Origin of the sequence: Rhodoluna lacicola, assembly GCF_000699505.1 — a bacterium.
Lineage (GTDB): Bacteria > Actinomycetota > Actinomycetes > Actinomycetales > Microbacteriaceae > Rhodoluna > Rhodoluna lacicola.
This window is the reverse complement of record NZ_CP007490.1, coordinates 550,339-568,078: the sequence shown is the minus strand read 5'-3', so window position 1 is coordinate 568,078 and position 17,740 is coordinate 550,339. Positions and strand designations below refer to the sequence as shown.

Here is a 17,740-nt window from a genome sequence, read left to right as displayed (position 1 = left end):
TTTACTCCTTCTCTGAGGTAAATACTGCAGGTATTACGTTACAATCGTGTAAAGGCCGAAGTTTATTCAGAAAAAACCCTAAAATACTCTTATATATTCATTTTTGAAGGGAATCAAGCCCATGGCGTTGAATAATCTGCAGACCGAGTTAGACGAAATTGACCATGAACTTTTGCGTCTATTGAGCCAAAATGCCCGCATGACCAACGCAGATCTTGCCGAAGCGGCGGGCATAGCACCGTCAACCTGCATCACCCGAGTTCGCTCTCTAGTCAGCCGAGGAGTCATTACCGGCTTCAGTGCAAACATAAATCCCAGTTCCGTAGGGTTATCCAGCCAGGTGCTTATTTCAGTCACGCTGCGCGCTGGCGCTAGGTCTCACCTAGCTGACTTCATGAACGAAATGCGATCCTTGCCTGAGGTAATTCAAGTGTTTTTCCTTGGCGGTAGCGAGGATTTCATAGTTCACCTAGCCGTTCGTGACAACGACCACGTGCGTGAGTTTGTTCTAGAGAACCTGTCGAGCAATGCAACTGTTGCGTCAACCCGAACCAACATGGTCTTTGAACATTTCAATAAAGGGCCGGTCGCCTAGGCGTCGGGAAGCAGGCGAAAAAGATGAATGAACCACGCGAATCTGACATAGCCAAGGTAATTCGACAAGAAGAACTGCTGGTGTTTAGGTCTTTCGATGAATCCGATGCTTGGTCGCTTGGTGTTGCCCTGCGCGAAGAAGCTGAGAAATACCAGCCCGGGGTGGTTATCGACATTCGTCGGGAAGACGAACCTCTTTTCTTCTCGGCAATGCCGGGTACCACGGAAATAAACACCGATTGGGCCCGTCGCAAACGCAATCTGGTCAATCTTGTGCATACCAGTTCGTATCTTGTTGGTCTTGAAATTAACTTCGCCGGAGCTGTGGATCGCGTAAGTGATTTAGATGAGCAGAACTACGCCTGGCACGGAGGTTGCTTCCCGATTCGAGTTGACGGTGTCGGCATCGTGGCAACCGCCACAGTTTCCGGTCTACCCCAACGCCTTGACCACAAATTAGTCACCGATGTGATTGCTGATTACCTGGGGGTCGACCTAGGAGAATTTGCGCTTTAGCGTCCTATTTCTCTAAGGCGCTCTCAATGGCCTCGATTACCTCCGGCGCATCGGGCTTGGTAGTTGGTCGGAATCGCTTGATTTCACCAGAGGGCAGCACTAAGAATTTTTCAAAATTCCACATCACGGGCCCACTAAGTCCAGCACCATCCTTGGCTGTAACCAGAGACTTGTAAAGCTCGTGCCTGCCTCTTCCGTTAACCTTGACCTTCTCTGTCATTGGAAAGGTCACTCCCCAGGTGGTTGAGCAATAGTCGCTAATTGCATCGCTCGAGCCAAGTTCCTGCATGAATTGATTTGACGGCATGCCCAGCACCGTGAATCCCTTACCGCCATATTTCTTCTGAAGTGCCTCTAGCGCTTCATACTGGGGGCTCAACCCGCATCTGGAAGCCACGTTTACAACTAGCACCGCCTTGTCGGCAAATTCGGCAAAAGTGGTCTTGCGACCGTCCAACATGGTCAATTCGGCTTCTTTTAGGCTCATGGTGTTATCAATGCCTAATTGGGATCGCTTATTCCGGGTAACCTTGTATCCATGTCTAAGGTTCTTGAATCTCTCCCAGTCGGTGAAAAAGTTGGAATTGCCTTTTCTGGCGGTCTAGATACCTCGGTGGCCGTTGCCTGGATGCGAGAAAAGGGAGCCATCCCCTACACCTACACGGCAGATTTGGGCCAATACGACGAAGACGATATCGAGTCAATTCCAGATCGAGCCAAAGAGTACGGTGCCGAGCAGGGCAGGCTAATTGACTGCCGCGCCGCTCTGGTCCGCGAAGGATTTGCTGCCATAGCTTGTGGCGCATTCCACATCCGCACCGGGGGCAAGGTTTATTTCAACACCACTCCGCTTGGACGAGCAGTAACCGGAACAATGTTGGTGCGCGCCATGCACGAGGATGGCGTGGATATTTGGGGCGATGGAAGTACTTACAAAGGCAACGACATCGAGCGGTTCTACCGTTATGGATTGTTGGCTAACCCAAACTTGCGCATCTACAAACCTTGGCTAGACAGCACCTTCGTGTCTGAACTCGGCGGTCGCCACGAAATGTCAGAGTGGCTGCAGGCTCGCAAGCTTCCTTACCGCGCTTCCGTTGAAAAGGCTTACTCAACAGACGCCAACATGTTGGGGGCAACTCACGAGGCAAAGGACCTTGAACTTCTTAGTTCTTCAATGGAGCTGGTAAACCCGATTATGGGAGTGAAGTTCTGGGATTCATCGGTGAAAATCGAAAGCGAAGATGTAACCATCTCCTTCAAACAGGGTGAGCCAATTGCAATCAATGGCAAAGAGTTCAAGAACCAGGTTGAACTGTTTCACGAGGCTAACGTGATTGGTGGTCGTCACGGCCTGGGCATGTCAGATCAAATTGAAAACCGAATCATCGAAGCCAAGAGCCGCGGCATTTACGAGGCCCCAGGCATGGCTCTGATTTACATCGCCTACGAGCGCCTTATTTCTGCAATCCACAACGAAGATACCGTTGCGAACTACCACAACGAAGGCCGCAAAATGGGTCGGCTACTTTACGAGGGTCGCTGGCTTGACCCGCAAACACTGATGTTCCGTGAATCACTCACTCGCTGGGTTGCCTCGGCGGTCACCGGTTCAGTGACCCTAAGACTGCGTCGTGGCGATGACTACTCAATCGTCGATACACGCGGAGAAAACTTCAGCTATCACCCAGAAAAACTTTCAATGGAACGCAACGAGGATTCAGCGTTTGGTCCAGAAGATCGTATTGGGCAATTGACAATGCGCAATCTAGATATCGCAGACACCCGTCAAAAACTCGATCTGTACCGAAAGCAAGGTCAAATTGATGGTGGACAGTTCGAACTAGCCTAAGGAAACAGCCATGAAGATTCAGGAAAAAGTATTTGTGGTAACCGGAGCCGGAAACGGCATAGGCCGAGAAGTTTCTCTAGAACTACTTCGCCGCGGCGCAAAAGTTGCAGGCCTAGACCTGAAGCACGAGTTTCTTGAGGAAACTAAAAAACTTGCCGTTGAGAATGCCAAAAATTTTTACGCCTTTGATGCCAATATCACCGATAGATCTCGCGTGGCCGCCCTCCCTGCAGAGATTGAAGCCAAGCTTGGAAAAATCGATGCGCTGCTAAATGTGGCTGGAATCATTCAGCCATTCGTGAAAATAAACGAACTGGATTTTGAGCACATTGACAGAGTAATGAACGTCAATTTCTTTGGCCCGCTTAACATGATTAAGGCTTTCCTGCCTGGTTTGGTTTCTAGACCGGAGGCACATATTCTCAACGTTTCATCGATGGGATCTTATGCCCCCGTTCCCGGCCAAACTCTCTACGGCGCCACAAAGGCTGGGCTAAACATGCTTACCGAAGGACTGCGTTCAGAACTCAAGGACACAAAAGTTTCCCTGACCTTAGTCTGGCCTGGCGCAATTGGAACCAACATCTCGGCAAACTCAGGAGTTAGTTTTGGATCAGGCGAACTAACCCCTGCCCAAAAGAAAGCTGCTGCAAGGGTCACCGCTCCTGCAGCTGCTGGAAAAAAGATTGTTGACTCGATCGAATCCAATGCCAAACGAATCTACGTTGGCAGCGATGCCAAGCTAATGGGCAACCTTATCCGCCTGGCGCCGGACTTTGCAGCGAACCTAATTTACAAAAATATGAAGTCTTTGCTTGGCTAACCTTTGTAGGCCCGGACTCCTCGAATCAAATTTCCTGAATCAAAAGAGATCACATCAACCACTTCAAGTAATTCATGCCCATTGATAGTGATCTGCAACTGTGCCGCAACCATATCCGCCGATTCTTGCATGCTGAGGATCTCAATCTTGATCTGCTGAGCTGCCTCAAAGTTTTTACGAGTCTCACCTAGAAAAAAAGATTCCCCTTGGCCTGAAATGTTCCAATCTTGCAACCAGACATCCGGGCGAATCATCTTGGCTATGGCAGCTAAATCCTTTGCTTCATAGGCCAACAGGTAGTTGCAGGCAACTTCAATGTTTTTACTCATTTGGCGCCCTCGGCAGGAATCGAACCTGCGACCAAGAGATTAGAAGGCTCTTGCTCTATCCACTGAGCTACGAGGGCAAATTGCTTGAAGCGACGCCTACCAGTCTAAATGAGGCTACGTGCTAACTTGCATTCATGCGAATCATCAAAGTCATAGCCCGAATAGCGCTGGGTAGCGCACTTATTTTTGCTGGCCTTGGTCATTTCACATTTGCCAGAGCCACTTTTCAAGCTCAGGTGCCAGGGTGGATTCCGTTTGATGCTGATTTCGTTGTCCTGGCATCAGGAGCAGTGGAGATTGCCTTAGGGATCGGCTTACTGACAATTAAGAAGTATCGAAAACAGATTGGTTGGCTCACAGCTGGATTCTTCTTGGCAATTTTTCCAGGGAACATTTCGCAATTTTTGACACAAACAGATGCCTTTGGATTAAACACCGATGAAGCAAGAGCTATTCGTCTACTTTTTCAACCACTTTTGATGATTTGGGCGCTGTGGTCAACGTCAGCATGGGCTAGAACTAGCAAATAGACTTACCTAACTATGAGCGAAAATTCCTACTTCTGGTTCGAAGCCATTTCTATGGTTGCGATTACCGCCATTCTGCTAGCCGATCTACTGATTGTCTTCAAGCGACCTCACATTCCCAGCACCAAGGAATCTTCGCTTTGGGTTGCTTTTTATGCCGTTCTGGCGGTGATTTTTGGCCTGATTATCGGCCAATTGTTTGGAGCTACCAAAGCAACGGAATTTTTTGCTGGTTGGCTTACCGAGTACAGCCTAAGTATTGACAACCTTTTCGTGTTCGTGATCATCATGACTCGATTCGCAGTGCCAAAGAAATATCAGCAGGAAGTACTTATGGTTGGTGTGGTACTGGCCCTGGTTCTTCGAGGCATATTTATCGTCGTTGGCGCATCCCTGATTGAGCAATTCAGCTGGATTTTCTACATCTTTGGCGCGTTCTTGCTTTACACCGCATACCACCAGGCCTTCAGAAGCCATGAGGATGAGGAAGAAACTGAAAGCAAGCTGATTCAACTGCTTAGAAAACGCATCCAGGTGTCAGATGGCTTCGATGGCGCCAAAATTCGCACTTTGGTAAACGGCAAGAAGGTCTTTACCCCCATGATTGTGGTTTTTGCTGCAATCGCCCTAACCGACGTCATGTTCGCCTTTGATTCAATCCCTGCAATTTTTGGAATCACCACTGATCCCTTTATTGTCTTTACCGCCAATGTTTTTGCACTGATGGGTCTTCGTCAGCTTTACTTCCTCTTGGGCGGTCTGCTAGACAAACTCGAGTACCTAAAGTACGGCATTGCCTTCATCTTGGGATTCATCGGCTTTAAGCTCGTCGCTCACGCGATGCACGTAAATGAACTGCCTTTTATCAACGGCGGAAAGCACATTGAATGGGCGCCTGAAATCAGCAGCAACACTTCGCTAATTGTGATTGTGGCTTCGATTGCCGTTTCGGCGATTGTGAGTGTTATCACCGCTAATCGAAAGAAAGCTAAGTCAAATTAGGCCAATCTGCCGGAATATTTAGGCTTTTCAAGCCTCTCCTGAGAAAAACCTGATTGTTTTAGTGTTTGGAATACCCGTTCTTGCTTGGCAGTTAGCCTATAGGTATCAACCTGAAAGAGGTCAACGTGTTTCGTCTTGCCAAACTGAGTATTGCTAATCGGTCAGTTGTAGCGCTCATTACCGTCATCACCGCGGTGTTCGGATTTATCTCTCTTGGGTCGCTGAAGCAGGAGTTGATTCCCTCATTTCAGGTGCCGCAAGCTGCAATCGTAACGGCATATCCTGGAGCATCACCTGAAGTTGTCGATAACCAGGTGAGCAAGGTTATAGAAGACGAAGTTCGAAAGATTGATGGTCTTGTCAACTCCACTTCAACCTCACAAAGCAACATCTCAATTGTGCGAGTCGAATTTGAATATGGAACAACCACAGCAAAGGTCTCCGAGCTCATTGCGGCGGCAATCTCAAAGGTTAAAACGGCCCTCCCAGCCGATGTTGAACCCAACGTACTTTCAGGAAGCTTTGACTCTGTTCCAATCATCGCGCTTGGTGTTTCAGCGAATAACGGTGATAACGAAGCCCTAGCGCAAAAACTCAGCGACATTGCAACACCGATACTCGCGCAGGTAAAAGGCGTGCGAGATGTGAACATCGCCGGTGTTAAGGAAAAGCGAATCAATCTGGAATTTAAGTCCCAGGTTTTAGCCGCTAATGGGCTTAGCCAACAATCGGTAGTAAGTGCCCTTCAGTCAAATGGTTTTGTGATTCCGGCAGGAACCATCGATGACGAGAACGGTTCCATTTCTGTTGAAGTCGGCACACCCGTAAATAGCCTTGAGGGTTTTAAAGGTCTTGCTCTAATTGGCAGTGCGGCAACACCTGCTGCGCCTACGGCATCGCCGAACTTTCCTGGATTTACCGGAAGCAATCAGGCGCCCGCCGGCATTAGCATTCCAAGTGCTCCAAGAGTCACTGCACTTACAATTGCCGATGTTGCGACAGTCACTTTTGAAAATGCTCCGACCACCAGTATCGCTAGAACAAATGGTAAAGAAGCACTTTCCATTTCGATTGTCAAAACACCCGATGGCAACACCGTTGCTGTGTCACACGGAGTTCAAGACAAAATTGAAGAGCTAAAGAAAAAGCTTGGCGATGTGACAATCGTGACAGTTTTTGATCAGGCTCCATTCGTGGAGAAGTCCCTAGAAAATTTGACTACCGAGGGCCTACTTGGTCTTGGATTTGCAATCTTGATTATTTTGGTGTTCTTGCTGTCGGTTCGATCTACTCTGGTCACAGCGATTTCGATTCCTACCTCGGTTCTGATTACCTTTATCGGTCTTGGTCAATTTGGCTACTCACTCAATATTTTGACGTTGAGTGCCTTGACTATTGCCATTGGCCGAGTGGTTGACGATTCCATCGTGGTCATCGAGAATATCAACCGCCACCTCTCCTACGGTGAGCCTAAAAAACAGGCAATCCTAGATGCCGTCAAGGAAGTATCGGGGGCTATAACCGCGGCCACAATTACTACCGTTGCGGTGTTCCTACCGATTGCACTGGTTAGCGGATTGATTGGAGAAATCTTCCGTCCGTTCGCATTTACTTTCACAATTGCACTGGTTGCCTCATTGTTTGTTTCGCTCACCATCGTTCCGGTGCTTGCCTATTGGTTCCTCAAGAACCCAAGTCAACTCAGCTCGCCAAGCGAGTTTGAAGCCTCGGTTTTTGCCGAACAGGCGCGAAAGGTAGAGGAAGAAAAAGAACGCAAGAGCTGGCTGCAGCGCGGATATCTTCCGATTCTTCGCGGCACTCAAAAACACCCGGTTATCACCGTTGTTTCTTCATTAATAATTTTGGTGTTCACCTTTGCACTTGTGCCGTTCCTGAAGACAGACTTTATCGGTAGCTCGGGAGCAAATGGATTTGTTATCAATCAAACCCTCCCCGCTGGGGCTACTTTTGAACAAAAAGATGCTGCCGCGGCAAAACTCGAAACCATTTTGCTTGCCGAGGAGACCATCAAGGTGGTGCAAACCTCGATTGGTTCATCAGGTGATGGGCGAGTTGCCTTTGGTGCCGCTGCCGGAGGGACATCGCTTCAGGTATCTCTAATTGATGATGCTGATGCCGTTGCGGTTCAGTCCGATTTGGAAGCAAAATTTGCCAAGGACAGTTCCTTGGGCGAAGTTAAGTTCAGCTCCGGTGGTGGACCTGGCTTTGGCTCTTCGAGCACCATCGACATAAAAGTCCTCGCTCCAGACGACGAGAAGCTGCTCAACGCCATCGAAAAGATTCAAGCTGCAATGGTTGGAACGCCAGACACGTCCGAGATTACCAACTCACTGGCGGAAACACAGCGAACTCTTCGTGTGACCGTTGACCGCAAAGCTGCGGCGGCCAAGGGACTCACAGAAATTACCGTTGGTGGAATTGTGGCATCAAAGCTTCGCCCTAGCAGCATTGGCAAAGTGAACATTGACAATGTGGAGACCGCAATCTACGTGGTGCAAACAGATATTCCTGAGACTGTAGAAGATGTCAAAAACATCAGCATTCCAAGTGCAACCGGAATGGTAAAGCTGTCGACAATCGCCAAAATTGAGCAAGTTCAGGTACCTGTTTCGATCACAAGTGAAAAGGGTGATCGCACCGCAAAAGTCTCACTGACACCAAGCGGAGACAACCTGGGCGCCATCTCAGCCGAAGTTACCAAGCGACTAGAGACAGTCAGCCTTCCGTTGGGCACAACCGCAACTCTTGGTGGAATTAGCGCCGATCAGGCTGACTCGTTCAGTCAACTTGGTCTGGCCCTGCTTGCCGCGGTAGCGATCGTATTTGTGGTGATGGTGGCAACCTTCTCAAGTTTGATTCAACCGCTCATCCTATTGATTTCAATTCCATTTGCAGCAACCGGTGCCCTTGGATTGTTGCTTATAACCGATACCCCGCTAGGGGTTCCTTCGCTAATCGGTATGTTGCTGTTGGTTGGAATCGTAGTCACAAATGCAATCGTGCTGATCGACCTGATCAATCAGTATCGTAAACAAGGTCGACCAATGCAGCAGGCCATCATGGACGGAGCAAGACAGCGTTTGCGCCCAATCCTAATGACTGCATTAGCCACGATATTTGCGCTTACTCCCATGGCCCTGGGAATTACTGGCGGCGGCGGTTTCATCTCACAGCCGCTAGCTGTCGTTGTAATCGGTGGTCTGTTCTCGTCAACCATTCTGACTCTGGTTATTGTGCCGGTACTTTATTGGTTAGTAGAGGGCCGAAAAGAGCGCAAGGCCATCCGAAAAGACAAGAAAGCCCACGCGCGCAGGAAGGCCACGGCCGAGTCCGTCTAGAATTGGAGGTCCGTGGTAATTGTCACGGACCTCCCCTATTTTTGGATTGTGATTGAAATTTCAGAAAATCTAGTCTGGATCGACTGCGAAATGACAGGACTCAACCCTGAGTCAGATTGCCTAGTAGAAGTTGCGGTCGTAATCACCAATTCCGAGCTTGAAATTTTAGACGCTGGTCTTGACGTCGTGATTAAACCTCGCCCTGATTCCTGGGCAAACATGAATGATTTCGTTAGAAACATGCACACCGAGTCAGGCCTCATCAACGAAGTTGATAACGGCCTTGATCTAGCCGAGGCAGAAGAGCTAATTCTGAATTACATTAAGCGATTCGTACCAAATGCAAAAGAGGCACCACTGGCGGGAAACACCATCGGAACAGATCGAATGTTTATCAACCGATACATGCCGAAATTAGACCAGCATCTGCACTACAGAAACATTGATGTGAGCTCAATCAAAGAACTGTCCAGACGCTGGTACCCAAGGGTTTATTTCCAAATGCCCAAAAAAGATGGCGGTCACCGAGCGTTGGCAGACATCCTTGAGTCAATTCACGAGTTGCGCTACTACCGCCAGACGGTGATGGTTCCGGCCCCGGGCCCAACCACCGAACAGGCCAAGGCTGCGGCCGAAAGCCTCTCAAAAAACAATTCCTAGGAATACAACAAGCCTCAAACTGATAGGCTTATTTGGTTGTTGCGCAAGACGCCTCAACATTTGGTGGGTATAGCTCAGCTGGTAGAGCACCTGGTTGTGGTCCAGGGGGTCGCGGGTTCAAGCCCCGTTACTCACCCCAATACAAAAACCCCCGGGAATCAATCCCGGGGGTTATTTTTTGGGGTCTTATGTATTCGCCATTTCAATTAGCAGCTCGCGCACACGTCCAGCATCAGCCGAGCCCTTCATGGCCTGCATGACAGCACCGATTACCGCTCCTGCTGCCTGCATGCGTCCCTCGCGAATTGCGTCTAACACATCTGGCTGCTTTTCAAGTGCTGCTTCAATGGCGGCAATCAATGCACCGTCATCAGAAACAACTTCCAGACCACGCTTGGCCACTACCTCGGCGGGGCTTCCCTCGCCAGCAAGTACGTAGGTCAGAACCTCGCGAGCCAATCGGTCGTTAATCTTTCCGGCATCAACCAAACCAGCAAGCTCGGCAACGTATGCTCCTGAAATTTCTAGATCAATGACGTCTTTGTCTTGGCTGTTGGCGATACGAGCCAGCTCACCGGTCCACCACTTTCGTGCAGCCTGTGGCTTTGCTCCAGCAGCAACCGTTTCTTCAATCTGATCCATCAAACCTGCGTTGACTACGTCACGGAACTCAAGATCGGCAAATCCCCACTCGGCCTGCACACGCTTGCGACGCTCGGCTGGCTTTTCTGGAAGGCCCGCGCGGAGTTCTTCTATCCACTCTTTAGATGGCTGTACCGGAACTAGATCTGGTTCTGGGAAGTAGCGGTAATCGTCTGCATCTGACTTTGGACGCCCGGATGAAGTAGCCCCCTTGTCTTCGTGCCAGTGACGAGTTTCCTGAACGATTGCAGTGCCTTTAGCCAACAAAGCCGCCTGGCGCTGAATCTCGTATCGCACTGCGCGCTCGATTGAACGAAGCGAGTTCACATTCTTGGTCTCTGTGCGAGTACCAAGCTTTTCTTGACCGTGAGGACGAAGCGATACGTTGGCATCGCATCGTACGTTTCCGCGTTCCATCTTTGCGTCAGAGACACCAAGACCCTTAACAATTTCGCGAATGTAGCGAACATACGCGGCAGCAAGCTCAGGCGCCTCTGCCCCGGCACCATATACGGGTTTGGTCACAATTTCAACAAGTGGAACACCGGCACGGTTGTAGTCAACGAGTGAATACTCGGCACCCTGGATTCGACCAGTAGAACCACCAACGTGAGTAAGCTTTCCGGCGTCTTCTTCCATGTGGGCGCGCTCAATCTGCACGGTGAATGATTTACCGGATGGCACTTCTACCTCAAGAGCACCCTCGAACGCAATCGGTTCGTCGTACTGCGAGGTTTGAAAGTTCTTGGCCAAGTCCGGGTAAAAGTAGTTTTTGCGAGCAAAACGACCAGTAGGTGCGATTTCACAACCCAGTGCCAAACCAATCTTGATGCTTGATTCAACTGCGCGCTTATTCACGGCTGGCAATGAGCCCGGAAGGCCAATGCAGATGGGGCAAACGTTGGTGTTTGGCTCGTCACCAAACTCGTTGCGGCAACCGCAGAACATCTTGGTGTTGGTATTCAACTCAACGTGAACCTCAAGACCAATAACTACCTCAAACTGCTCTAGAGCCTTTTCATAGTTCATCAATTCGTCTTTAGCCATTAGTTGCTCACCTCCAATTCCGGCGCAAAGTCAATCATTCGCTTGCCCCAGACTTCCTCGTGCATCTTTTCTAGGGCGGCACCAACCTGATACAGGCGGGCATCTGCGCGTGCCGGAGCCAGCAGTTGAATCCCAGAAGGCATGTTGTTTTCGGCAATACCATTTGGAATGGCCATGCCCGGAATACCTGCAAGGTTTGCCGGAATGGTGGCTATGTCGTTTAGGTACATCGCCAATGGATCTTCAAGCTTCTCGCCTAATTTGAACGCAGTTGTTGGCGCGGTCGGTGAGACCAACACATCAGCTTTGGCAAAGGCTGCATCAAAGTCGCGCTGGATAAGAGTGCGAACCTTTTGCGCTGCACCGTAGTAGGCATCGTAATAACCGCTGGATAGCGCATACGTGCCCAGAATTATGCGGCGCTTTACCTCTGGACCAAAGCCAGCTTCACGAGTCGCAGCCATCACGCGCTCAATTGTTGGTGAACCCTCAGGAGTAACCCGCATACCAAAACGCACCGAGTCAAACTTTGCCAAGTTGGATGAAGCCTCTGCAGGCAAGATCAGGTAGTAGGCAGCAATTGCATATTCAAAACTTGGGCATGAAACCTCTACGATTTCTGCACCGGCATTTTTCAACAACTCAATGCTTTCGTTGAACCGCGCCGAAACCTCAGGCTGAAAACCCTCGCCGGTCAGCTGCTTAATTACCCCGATACGCATGCCTTTGACGTCTAGCTTTTTTGCAGCCTCTGTCATTGAGCCAAGAGACTCCGGAAGTGATGTGCTGTCGTGTGGGTCGTGACCCGCAATGACGTCTTGCAGCAAAGCTGCATCTAGCACGTTTCGAGATACCGGACCAATTTGATCCAGCGAACTAGCCAAGGCAACGAGTCCGTAGCGAGAAACCGCACCATAGGTTGGCTTGGTGCCAACGGTTCCGGTTACGAATGCTGGGTAGCGAATGGACCCACCGGTGTCCGAACCAATTGCCAAAGGCGCCTGGAAGGATGCAACCACTGAAGAAGATCCACCACCCGAACCACCCGGTATGCGACTTAGGTCCCATGGGTTCTTACTTGGCCCATAGGCCGAGAATTCGGTGGACGAGCCCATAGCAAATTCGTCGAGATTTGTTTTTCCAAGAATTGGCATTCCCGCGGCACGCAATTTCTTGACCACGGTTGCGTCGTACTGCGGAATCCAGCCTTCAAGAATCTTTGACCCGGATGTCGTCGGAGCATCGGTGGTAGTCAAGTTGTCTTTCACTGCAATCGGCAAACCGGCAAGGTCGTGAAGTTTTTCGCCGGCAGCACGACGACGGTCGATATCGGCCGCGGCCGCCAAAGCAGCCTCTGGGCCAACGTGTAGGTAGCTGTGAACCGCGCCATCGACCTGGGCGGTGCGATCTAGGTGAGCCTGGGTTAGCTCAACAGACGAAACCTCGCCTTTTTTTAGTAGGGCAACCAGCTCGGAGGCGTTTTTGCGAATTAGTTCTGACATGCGACTTACTCCTCGTCCAAGATTGCGTGAACGCGGAAACGGCCATCGGCGCTATCCGGAGCAGCTGAAAGAGCTTCTGCCTGGGTCAGGGAAGGCTCAACCACGTCTTCGCGGAATACGTTTGCCATTGGAATCGGGTGGCTAGTGGCCGGCACATCGCCGGCAACGGCAGCCCTAATGGTGGCCATTGATTCAACTATTAGGCCCAGCTGGCCGGCAAAAAGGTCAACTTCTTGGTCGGTGACGTCGATTCGGGCCAGGTTGGCAAGGTGCCGAACCAGGTCAGGGGTTATTTCAGACATAGATCCACTCACTGGGAATTGATGATTGACCTTTAGCCTACCAAACGGGCAAATGTGGAGTTCCCCGAACAAACGCGCTAGCGCCTAGGATTTTCGGGCATTTGAAGGCAAAATCCCTGTAAACTCAGACCAGCAAATGTAGTGCCTACCCCCTAGTTGCTACCAGCTGCCCCCTTAGTAGTGAAGGCCCAATATCTTGGAAAACGAACAGTTCACGATTGCGTTCCGTGGCTACGAAAAAGACGAGGTCGACCGCGTCTTGGCCGAGCTTCGTGCCGAACTCGAGCACGTTCGCGAGTACAACTTCAGTGCCTCTAGCGAAGTTGAGTCACTAAAGGCAGAACTTGAATCACTAAAAAGCCAGGTTAAAAAGGGTGGGGCTCCCGGCTATGCCGAACTTGGTGCTCAATTTGAGCAGACCCTGCGCCTTGCTGAAGAGCAAGCTAAGAAACTTGTCTCAGATGCCGGTCAAGATGCAATCCGCATTCGTGAAACTGCAAAAGCCGAAAGCGAACAACTTACTCGTAAGGCACAGGCCAAAGCAGATCGTGTAATTGCGGACGCAGAAGCAAAGCTAAACGAGGCACGTATCGACGCGGAACGTCTAGCCGCAGAAATTCTGAGCAGCGCAAAGACCCGTGAGTCAGAGGCTGCAGAAAAGATTGGTACCGCGCAGCGCGAAGCTTCAGCAATTAAATCTGAGGGTGAAAGATACGCAGCAGAACTTCGTGCACAGGTGCACCGTGAAACAGAAGAAGCCCGTGCCCTAGCAACCGAACTTTCTCAGAAAACCGCTCAGGCTCGAGTTGAACTTGAAGCAGAAATTAAGGCAAAGCGGGACGAGACTGAGCAAGAAGCTCTTCGTCTTTACCAGAATGCCGTTTCCCAGGCCCAGCAGGTAACCGATGAAGCCAACGCAACGCTTGCTGAAGCCTCGGCCCGAGCAGCGCAGCTCATTTCTGAGGCTGACAGCATCATGCGCGACGCGCAAGAAAATTCAAGTCAAATGCTTGAAGACGCAAACCGCACCGCCACTAACTTGATCAACCAGTCACGTCGCCGCGCAGACATGTTGAGTCGCAAGGCCGAAGGCTATGCAAACAACGTGATCAAGGACAGCGAAGAACGCCTAAACCGCATGAAGGCCGAGCGCGCAGACATTGAAGACTTCCTAGGTACCCTGCGAAACCTGATGACCACAGAGTCGATGGTTGCTGCCGACGAAAACTCTGCGGTGGAACAGCTCGAAGACAACTAGTCCTTAAAAAATAAATGATCCTCGAGAAGTGACTTCTCGAGGATTTTTTACATCCATTTGCTAACCATTTAGCCGCCGCTGAAATTCTTCTTCAGAGATTACTTCAACGCCAAGCGACTCAGCTTTGGCTAGCTTTGACCCGGCATTTTCACCGGCCACAACAAATGAAGTCTTCTTTGAAACAGATGACGCAGCTTTGCCACCGTTAGAGATAATTGCTTCTTCAATTTCTTCGCGCGTAAACGCCTTTAGCGATCCAGTAGCCACGATAGTCAAGCCGGCAAATACTCCCCCTGCCGAATCGCCCGCGCCTGGTCCGGCGTGACCCGGAACCTCTAAGAGCACCCCGGCTTTGCGCCAACGATCAACAATTTCGCGATGCCAATCAACTGCGATCCATTCTTTGATTGATTGCGCAAGAGTTTGACCCACACCGTCGACTTTAGAAAGCTCTTCTTCACTTGCGTTGAATATTTTTTCAAGGCTGCCGAAGTAGCTGGTCAAAGATCTTGCGGCTACTGGCCCAACGTGCCTTATAGAAAGTGCAACCAGGATCCTCCACAGCGGCTTAGTCTTTGCTTCCTCAAGATTCTTAAGAAGTTTTAGTGCAACTTCCGCTGGCGATCCATCTTTCTTCCTAAAGAAGTCAACAATTTTGGGTTGCCCACTGTCGTCAAGTTTTGGCAGGCCAGTATCGGGATCTAGAACCGCTGCTCGAATTGGAAGTAATTGCTCAAGAGTCAAATCAAATAGGTCAGCCTCAGACTTTAACGGCGCAGCGGCATCGTCAAGTGGCTGAGTTAGGGCGCAAGCAGCAACGTAACCAAGTGCCTCAATGTCCAAAACTCCTCGAGAACCAAGATAGGCAACTCGCTCCCGTAACTGGGCTGGGCAAGCTTTGGAGTTTTGACAACGAAGATCTACGTCCCCCTCGCTCGAAGGGGCAAGCGGTGAATCGCAATCCGGGCAGAGTGAAGGCATAACGAAAGGTTTTTCTGTTCCGTCGCGCAACTCAACTACAGGACCAAGAATTTCAGGAATCACATCTCCGGCTTTTCTGATCACAACCGTGTCACCGATCAAAACACCCTTTGCCTTCACCACGTCCTGATTGTGTAAAGTCGCAAACTCTACAACCGAGCCCGCAACTTTTACCGGCTGGACCACTGCGTATGGAGTAGCGCGGCCGGTTCTTCCAACGGATACACGAATGTCGAGCAGTTTGGTATTAACTTGCTCGGGAGCATACTTATATGCAATCGCCCAACGCGGGGCTCGACTAGTAAAGCCAAGTTGGCCTTGCTTTTCCAGTGCGTCAATTTTTACAACGACACCATCAATTTCGTGTTCAAGTTTGTGACGTTTCTTCTCAAACTCGTCAATGTACTGCAAAACCTCATCAACTGAATTCAGCACGCGAAATTTATCGGTGGTGGGAAGTCCCCACTTTGCTAGTAGGTGGTATAGGTCAGATTGATTCCTGACTGGTGCATCCGCCCAGGCACCGATGCCGTGAACCAGCATTTGCAAGGGCCGACTAGCAGTTACTCTTGGATCCTTTTGTCGCAGCGATCCCGAGGCAGAATTTCGTGGATTCGCAAAGGGCGCCTTACCCTCGGCTACTAAACCTTCATTTAGTTTGGCAAAGTCTTCGACACCAAAGAAGATTTCACCGCGCACCTCAACCTGCGCCGGATGACCGCTACCCTTCAATTTTTTTGGAATTGACTTAATTGTCAAAACATTTGCGGTCACATCCTCGCCAACGACTCCGTCACCTCTTGTTGCTGCCGAGACTAGTTCTCCATTTAGGTAACGAAGGTTGACCGCCAGGCCATCGATTTTTAATTCACAGAGATATGGTCCGTCCCCCACACGTTCGGCCCAGGCACGAAATTCATCGAAGGAGAAAACATTGTCTAGGCTCATCATTCGATCCAGATGTTCGACCGGTGCAAATGCCTGGTTCACTGCTCCACCAACGGTTTGCGTTGGACTGTCTCCGGTGATTAGTTCTGGAAACTGATTCTCGAGTGCCTCGAGTTCCTTTTGCAGTTCGTCATATTCGGCATCGCTGATTAGAGCGGTGTTTCCCTCGTAGTAAGCGCGTCGATGGCGATTTAATTCATCAACTAACTCGGCTACTCGCTTTGCCGCTGCATCATGGTTCAGCGAAGAACTTGAAGCCTTAGCCATCAAGCACCAACCGGAATCGCACTGACAGTGCGATCAATTGTCGTTTGGCCAAGAACTCTTGTGCCTGCGTAAAGCACCGCTGTCTGCCCCGGCGCAACGCCAAGCAGCGGCTCTTCTAGCCGAATCACCATCTCGCCCTCGACTATCGCGAATTTTGCAGCAAGTGCGTCTCCGTGTGCTCGAACCTGGACCAGAATTTCAGCCCACTCAGAGGTTTCTTTGGGTGGCATGCCGCACCAGGTAAAGCGCGAACCAGCCATTTCGGCAATTGCCAAAGCCGCCTGTGGTCCAACGACAACGGTATTTGTTTTAGGTCTGATCTCAAGCACATAGCGCGGTTTACCATCCGCAGCTGGGCGACCAATAGAGAGACCCTTTCGTTGACCTACGGTAAATTCGTGGGTGCCCTCATGCGTGCCAAGCACAGCGCCTTCGCGATCTACGATTTGACCCGGGGCTTTGCCAACCTTATCGGTCAGCCAATCCTGGGTGTCTCCCTCTGGAATAAAGCAGATGTCGTAGCTGTCCGGTTTGTTGGCAACCGATAAACCTCGGCGATCAGCTTCTTTTCGAATCTCGGCCTTTGACGCACTCGCCCCCAGCGGGAACATCGAATGTTTTAGTTGTTCGGCGGTCAACACTCCAAGAACGTAGGACTGATCTTTGGCCACCTCATTGCTCCGGTGTAATTCAAGATTTCCATCGGAGTCGGTCAACAAACTTGCGTAGTGTCCGGTGCAGACTGCATCAAAGCCCAAAGCCAGAGCTTTCTCAAGCAGAGCGGCAAACTTGATGCGTTCGTTGCATCGCATGCATGGGTTTGGAGTCCTGCCAGCCTGATATTCGGCAACAAAATCATCGACAACATCAGTCTTAAATTTTTCTGAGAAATCCCAAACGTAATATGGGATACCCAAAACATTTGCCGCTCGTTGAGCATCCATCGAGTCTTCAATTGTGCAGCAACCGCGCGATCCGGTTCTTAGCGTTCCTGAATTTCTTGAGAGCGCAAGATGAACGCCAACCACTTCGTGACCAGCCTCAACCGCGCGGGCAGCGGCAACGGCCGAGTCAACGCCGCCAGACATCGCTGCTAAAACCTTCATGAGACAAGTCTAACTTTTGCCCAAC

The 17,740-nt window shown here is 50.4% G+C and carries 16 protein-coding genes and 2 tRNA genes; 10 read left to right on the top strand and 8 right to left on the bottom strand.

The genetic code is table 11. The annotated features are described in order from the left end of the window. Positions 1-121: 121 nt before the first annotated feature. On the top strand, positions 122-595 hold the full coding sequence (locus RHOLA_RS02760) for an Lrp/AsnC family transcriptional regulator (protein ID WP_038502196.1): 474 nt from the start codon (positions 122-124) through the stop codon (positions 593-595). 23 nt (positions 596-618) lie between these two features. After that, complete coding sequence (locus RHOLA_RS02755) at positions 619-1,110, top strand: heme-degrading domain-containing protein (RefSeq protein WP_038502193.1); 492 nt, start codon at positions 619-621, stop codon at positions 1,108-1,110. A gap of 4 nt (positions 1,111-1,114) precedes the next feature. Here the strand turns inward: RHOLA_RS02755 and RHOLA_RS02750 are convergent, their stop codons facing one another. Further along, positions 1,115-1,597 carry a glutathione peroxidase gene (locus RHOLA_RS02750; RefSeq protein ID WP_038502192.1) on the bottom strand — a complete coding sequence of 161 codons (483 nt, stop codon included), beginning with the start codon at positions 1,595-1,597 and terminating at the stop codon, positions 1,115-1,117. A 51-nt stretch (positions 1,598-1,648) separates the two neighbouring features. Here RHOLA_RS02750 and argG point away from each other — a divergent pair, with 51 nt between their 5' ends. Continuing rightward, positions 1,649-2,962: an argininosuccinate synthase gene (gene argG / locus RHOLA_RS02745; RefSeq protein ID WP_038502191.1), complete on the top strand. Its 1,314-nt coding sequence runs from the start codon at positions 1,649-1,651 to the stop codon at positions 2,960-2,962. Between the two features lie 10 nt (positions 2,963-2,972). After that, positions 2,973-3,785 carry an SDR family NAD(P)-dependent oxidoreductase gene (locus RHOLA_RS02740; RefSeq protein ID WP_038502190.1) on the top strand — a complete coding sequence of 271 codons (813 nt, stop codon included), beginning with the start codon at positions 2,973-2,975 and terminating at the stop codon, positions 3,783-3,785. Here RHOLA_RS02740 and RHOLA_RS02735 read toward each other — a convergent pair. Together RHOLA_RS02735 and RHOLA_RS02730 are read right to left on the bottom strand one after the other, a co-directional pair. Then, complete coding sequence (locus tag RHOLA_RS02735; protein WP_038502189.1) at positions 3,782-4,114, bottom strand: nuclear transport factor 2-like protein; 333 nt, start codon at positions 4,112-4,114, stop codon at positions 3,782-3,784. The two genes, RHOLA_RS02740 and RHOLA_RS02735, sit on opposite strands and share 4 nt — an antisense overlap. Position 4,115: 1 nt before the next feature. Next, positions 4,116-4,191 (bottom strand) — tRNA-Arg (locus tag RHOLA_RS02730). A 57-nt stretch (positions 4,192-4,248) separates the two neighbouring features. Here RHOLA_RS02730 and RHOLA_RS02725 point away from each other — a divergent pair. The 5 genes from RHOLA_RS02725 (at position 4,249) to RHOLA_RS02705 (ending at position 9,801) form a co-directional block, all read left to right on the top strand. Beyond that, positions 4,249-4,644 carry a DoxX family protein gene (locus RHOLA_RS02725; RefSeq protein ID WP_038502188.1) on the top strand — a complete coding sequence of 132 codons (396 nt, stop codon included), beginning with the start codon at positions 4,249-4,251 and terminating at the stop codon, positions 4,642-4,644. Positions 4,645-4,656: 12 nt separating this feature from the next. Further along, positions 4,657-5,643 carry a TerC family protein gene (locus RHOLA_RS02720; protein WP_038502186.1) on the top strand — a complete coding sequence of 329 codons (987 nt, stop codon included), beginning with the start codon at positions 4,657-4,659 and terminating at the stop codon, positions 5,641-5,643. A gap of 125 nt (positions 5,644-5,768) precedes the next feature. Next, positions 5,769-9,002: an efflux RND transporter permease subunit gene (locus tag RHOLA_RS02715; RefSeq protein ID WP_051636223.1), complete on the top strand. Its 3,234-nt coding sequence runs from the start codon at positions 5,769-5,771 to the stop codon at positions 9,000-9,002. A 48-nt stretch (positions 9,003-9,050) separates the two neighbouring features. Beyond that, entirely contained in the window at positions 9,051-9,662 is a 612-nt protein-coding gene (orn, locus tag RHOLA_RS02710) for an oligoribonuclease (protein WP_038503818.1), read from the top strand. 63 nt (positions 9,663-9,725) lie between these two features. Further along, positions 9,726-9,801: transfer RNA gene (locus RHOLA_RS02705), tRNA-His, on the top strand. Between the two features lie 47 nt (positions 9,802-9,848). Here the strand turns inward: RHOLA_RS02705 and gatB are convergent. Genes gatB through gatC form a run of 3 tightly spaced genes read right to left on the bottom strand, consistent with a single transcriptional unit; the run spans position 9,849 to position 13,155 of the window. Then, entirely contained in the window at positions 9,849-11,351 is a 1,503-nt protein-coding gene (gene gatB / locus RHOLA_RS02700; RefSeq protein WP_038502185.1) for an Asp-tRNA(Asn)/Glu-tRNA(Gln) amidotransferase subunit GatB, read from the bottom strand. Beyond that, on the bottom strand, positions 11,351-12,853 hold the full coding sequence (gene gatA, locus RHOLA_RS02695; RefSeq protein ID WP_038502183.1) for an Asp-tRNA(Asn)/Glu-tRNA(Gln) amidotransferase subunit GatA: 1,503 nt from the start codon (positions 12,851-12,853) through the stop codon (positions 11,351-11,353). The genes gatB and gatA overlap by 1 nt, the downstream gene beginning before the upstream one ends. Positions 12,854-12,858: 5 nt before the next feature. Next, entirely contained in the window at positions 12,859-13,155 is a 297-nt protein-coding gene (gatC, locus tag RHOLA_RS02690; protein ID WP_038502182.1) for an Asp-tRNA(Asn)/Glu-tRNA(Gln) amidotransferase subunit GatC, read from the bottom strand. A gap of 196 nt (positions 13,156-13,351) precedes the next feature. On the opposite strand from gatC, the gene RHOLA_RS02685 reads away from it, so the two are divergent. Then, on the top strand, positions 13,352-14,413 hold the full coding sequence (locus RHOLA_RS02685) for a DivIVA domain-containing protein (RefSeq protein WP_038502180.1): 1,062 nt from the start codon (positions 13,352-13,354) through the stop codon (positions 14,411-14,413). 60 nt (positions 14,414-14,473) lie between these two features. Here the strand turns inward: RHOLA_RS02685 and ligA are convergent, their stop codons facing one another. Together ligA and mnmA are read right to left on the bottom strand one after the other, a co-directional pair. Then, complete coding sequence (ligA, locus tag RHOLA_RS02680; protein ID WP_051636222.1) at positions 14,474-16,609, bottom strand: NAD-dependent DNA ligase LigA; 2,136 nt, start codon at positions 16,607-16,609, stop codon at positions 14,474-14,476. Beyond that, a complete protein-coding gene (mnmA, locus tag RHOLA_RS02675) occupies positions 16,609-17,715 on the bottom strand; it encodes a tRNA 2-thiouridine(34) synthase MnmA (protein WP_084321357.1) in 1,107 nt (368 codons plus the stop codon). Before mnmA ends, ligA begins: the two co-directional genes overlap by 1 nt. Positions 17,716-17,740: the final 25 nt, after the last annotated feature.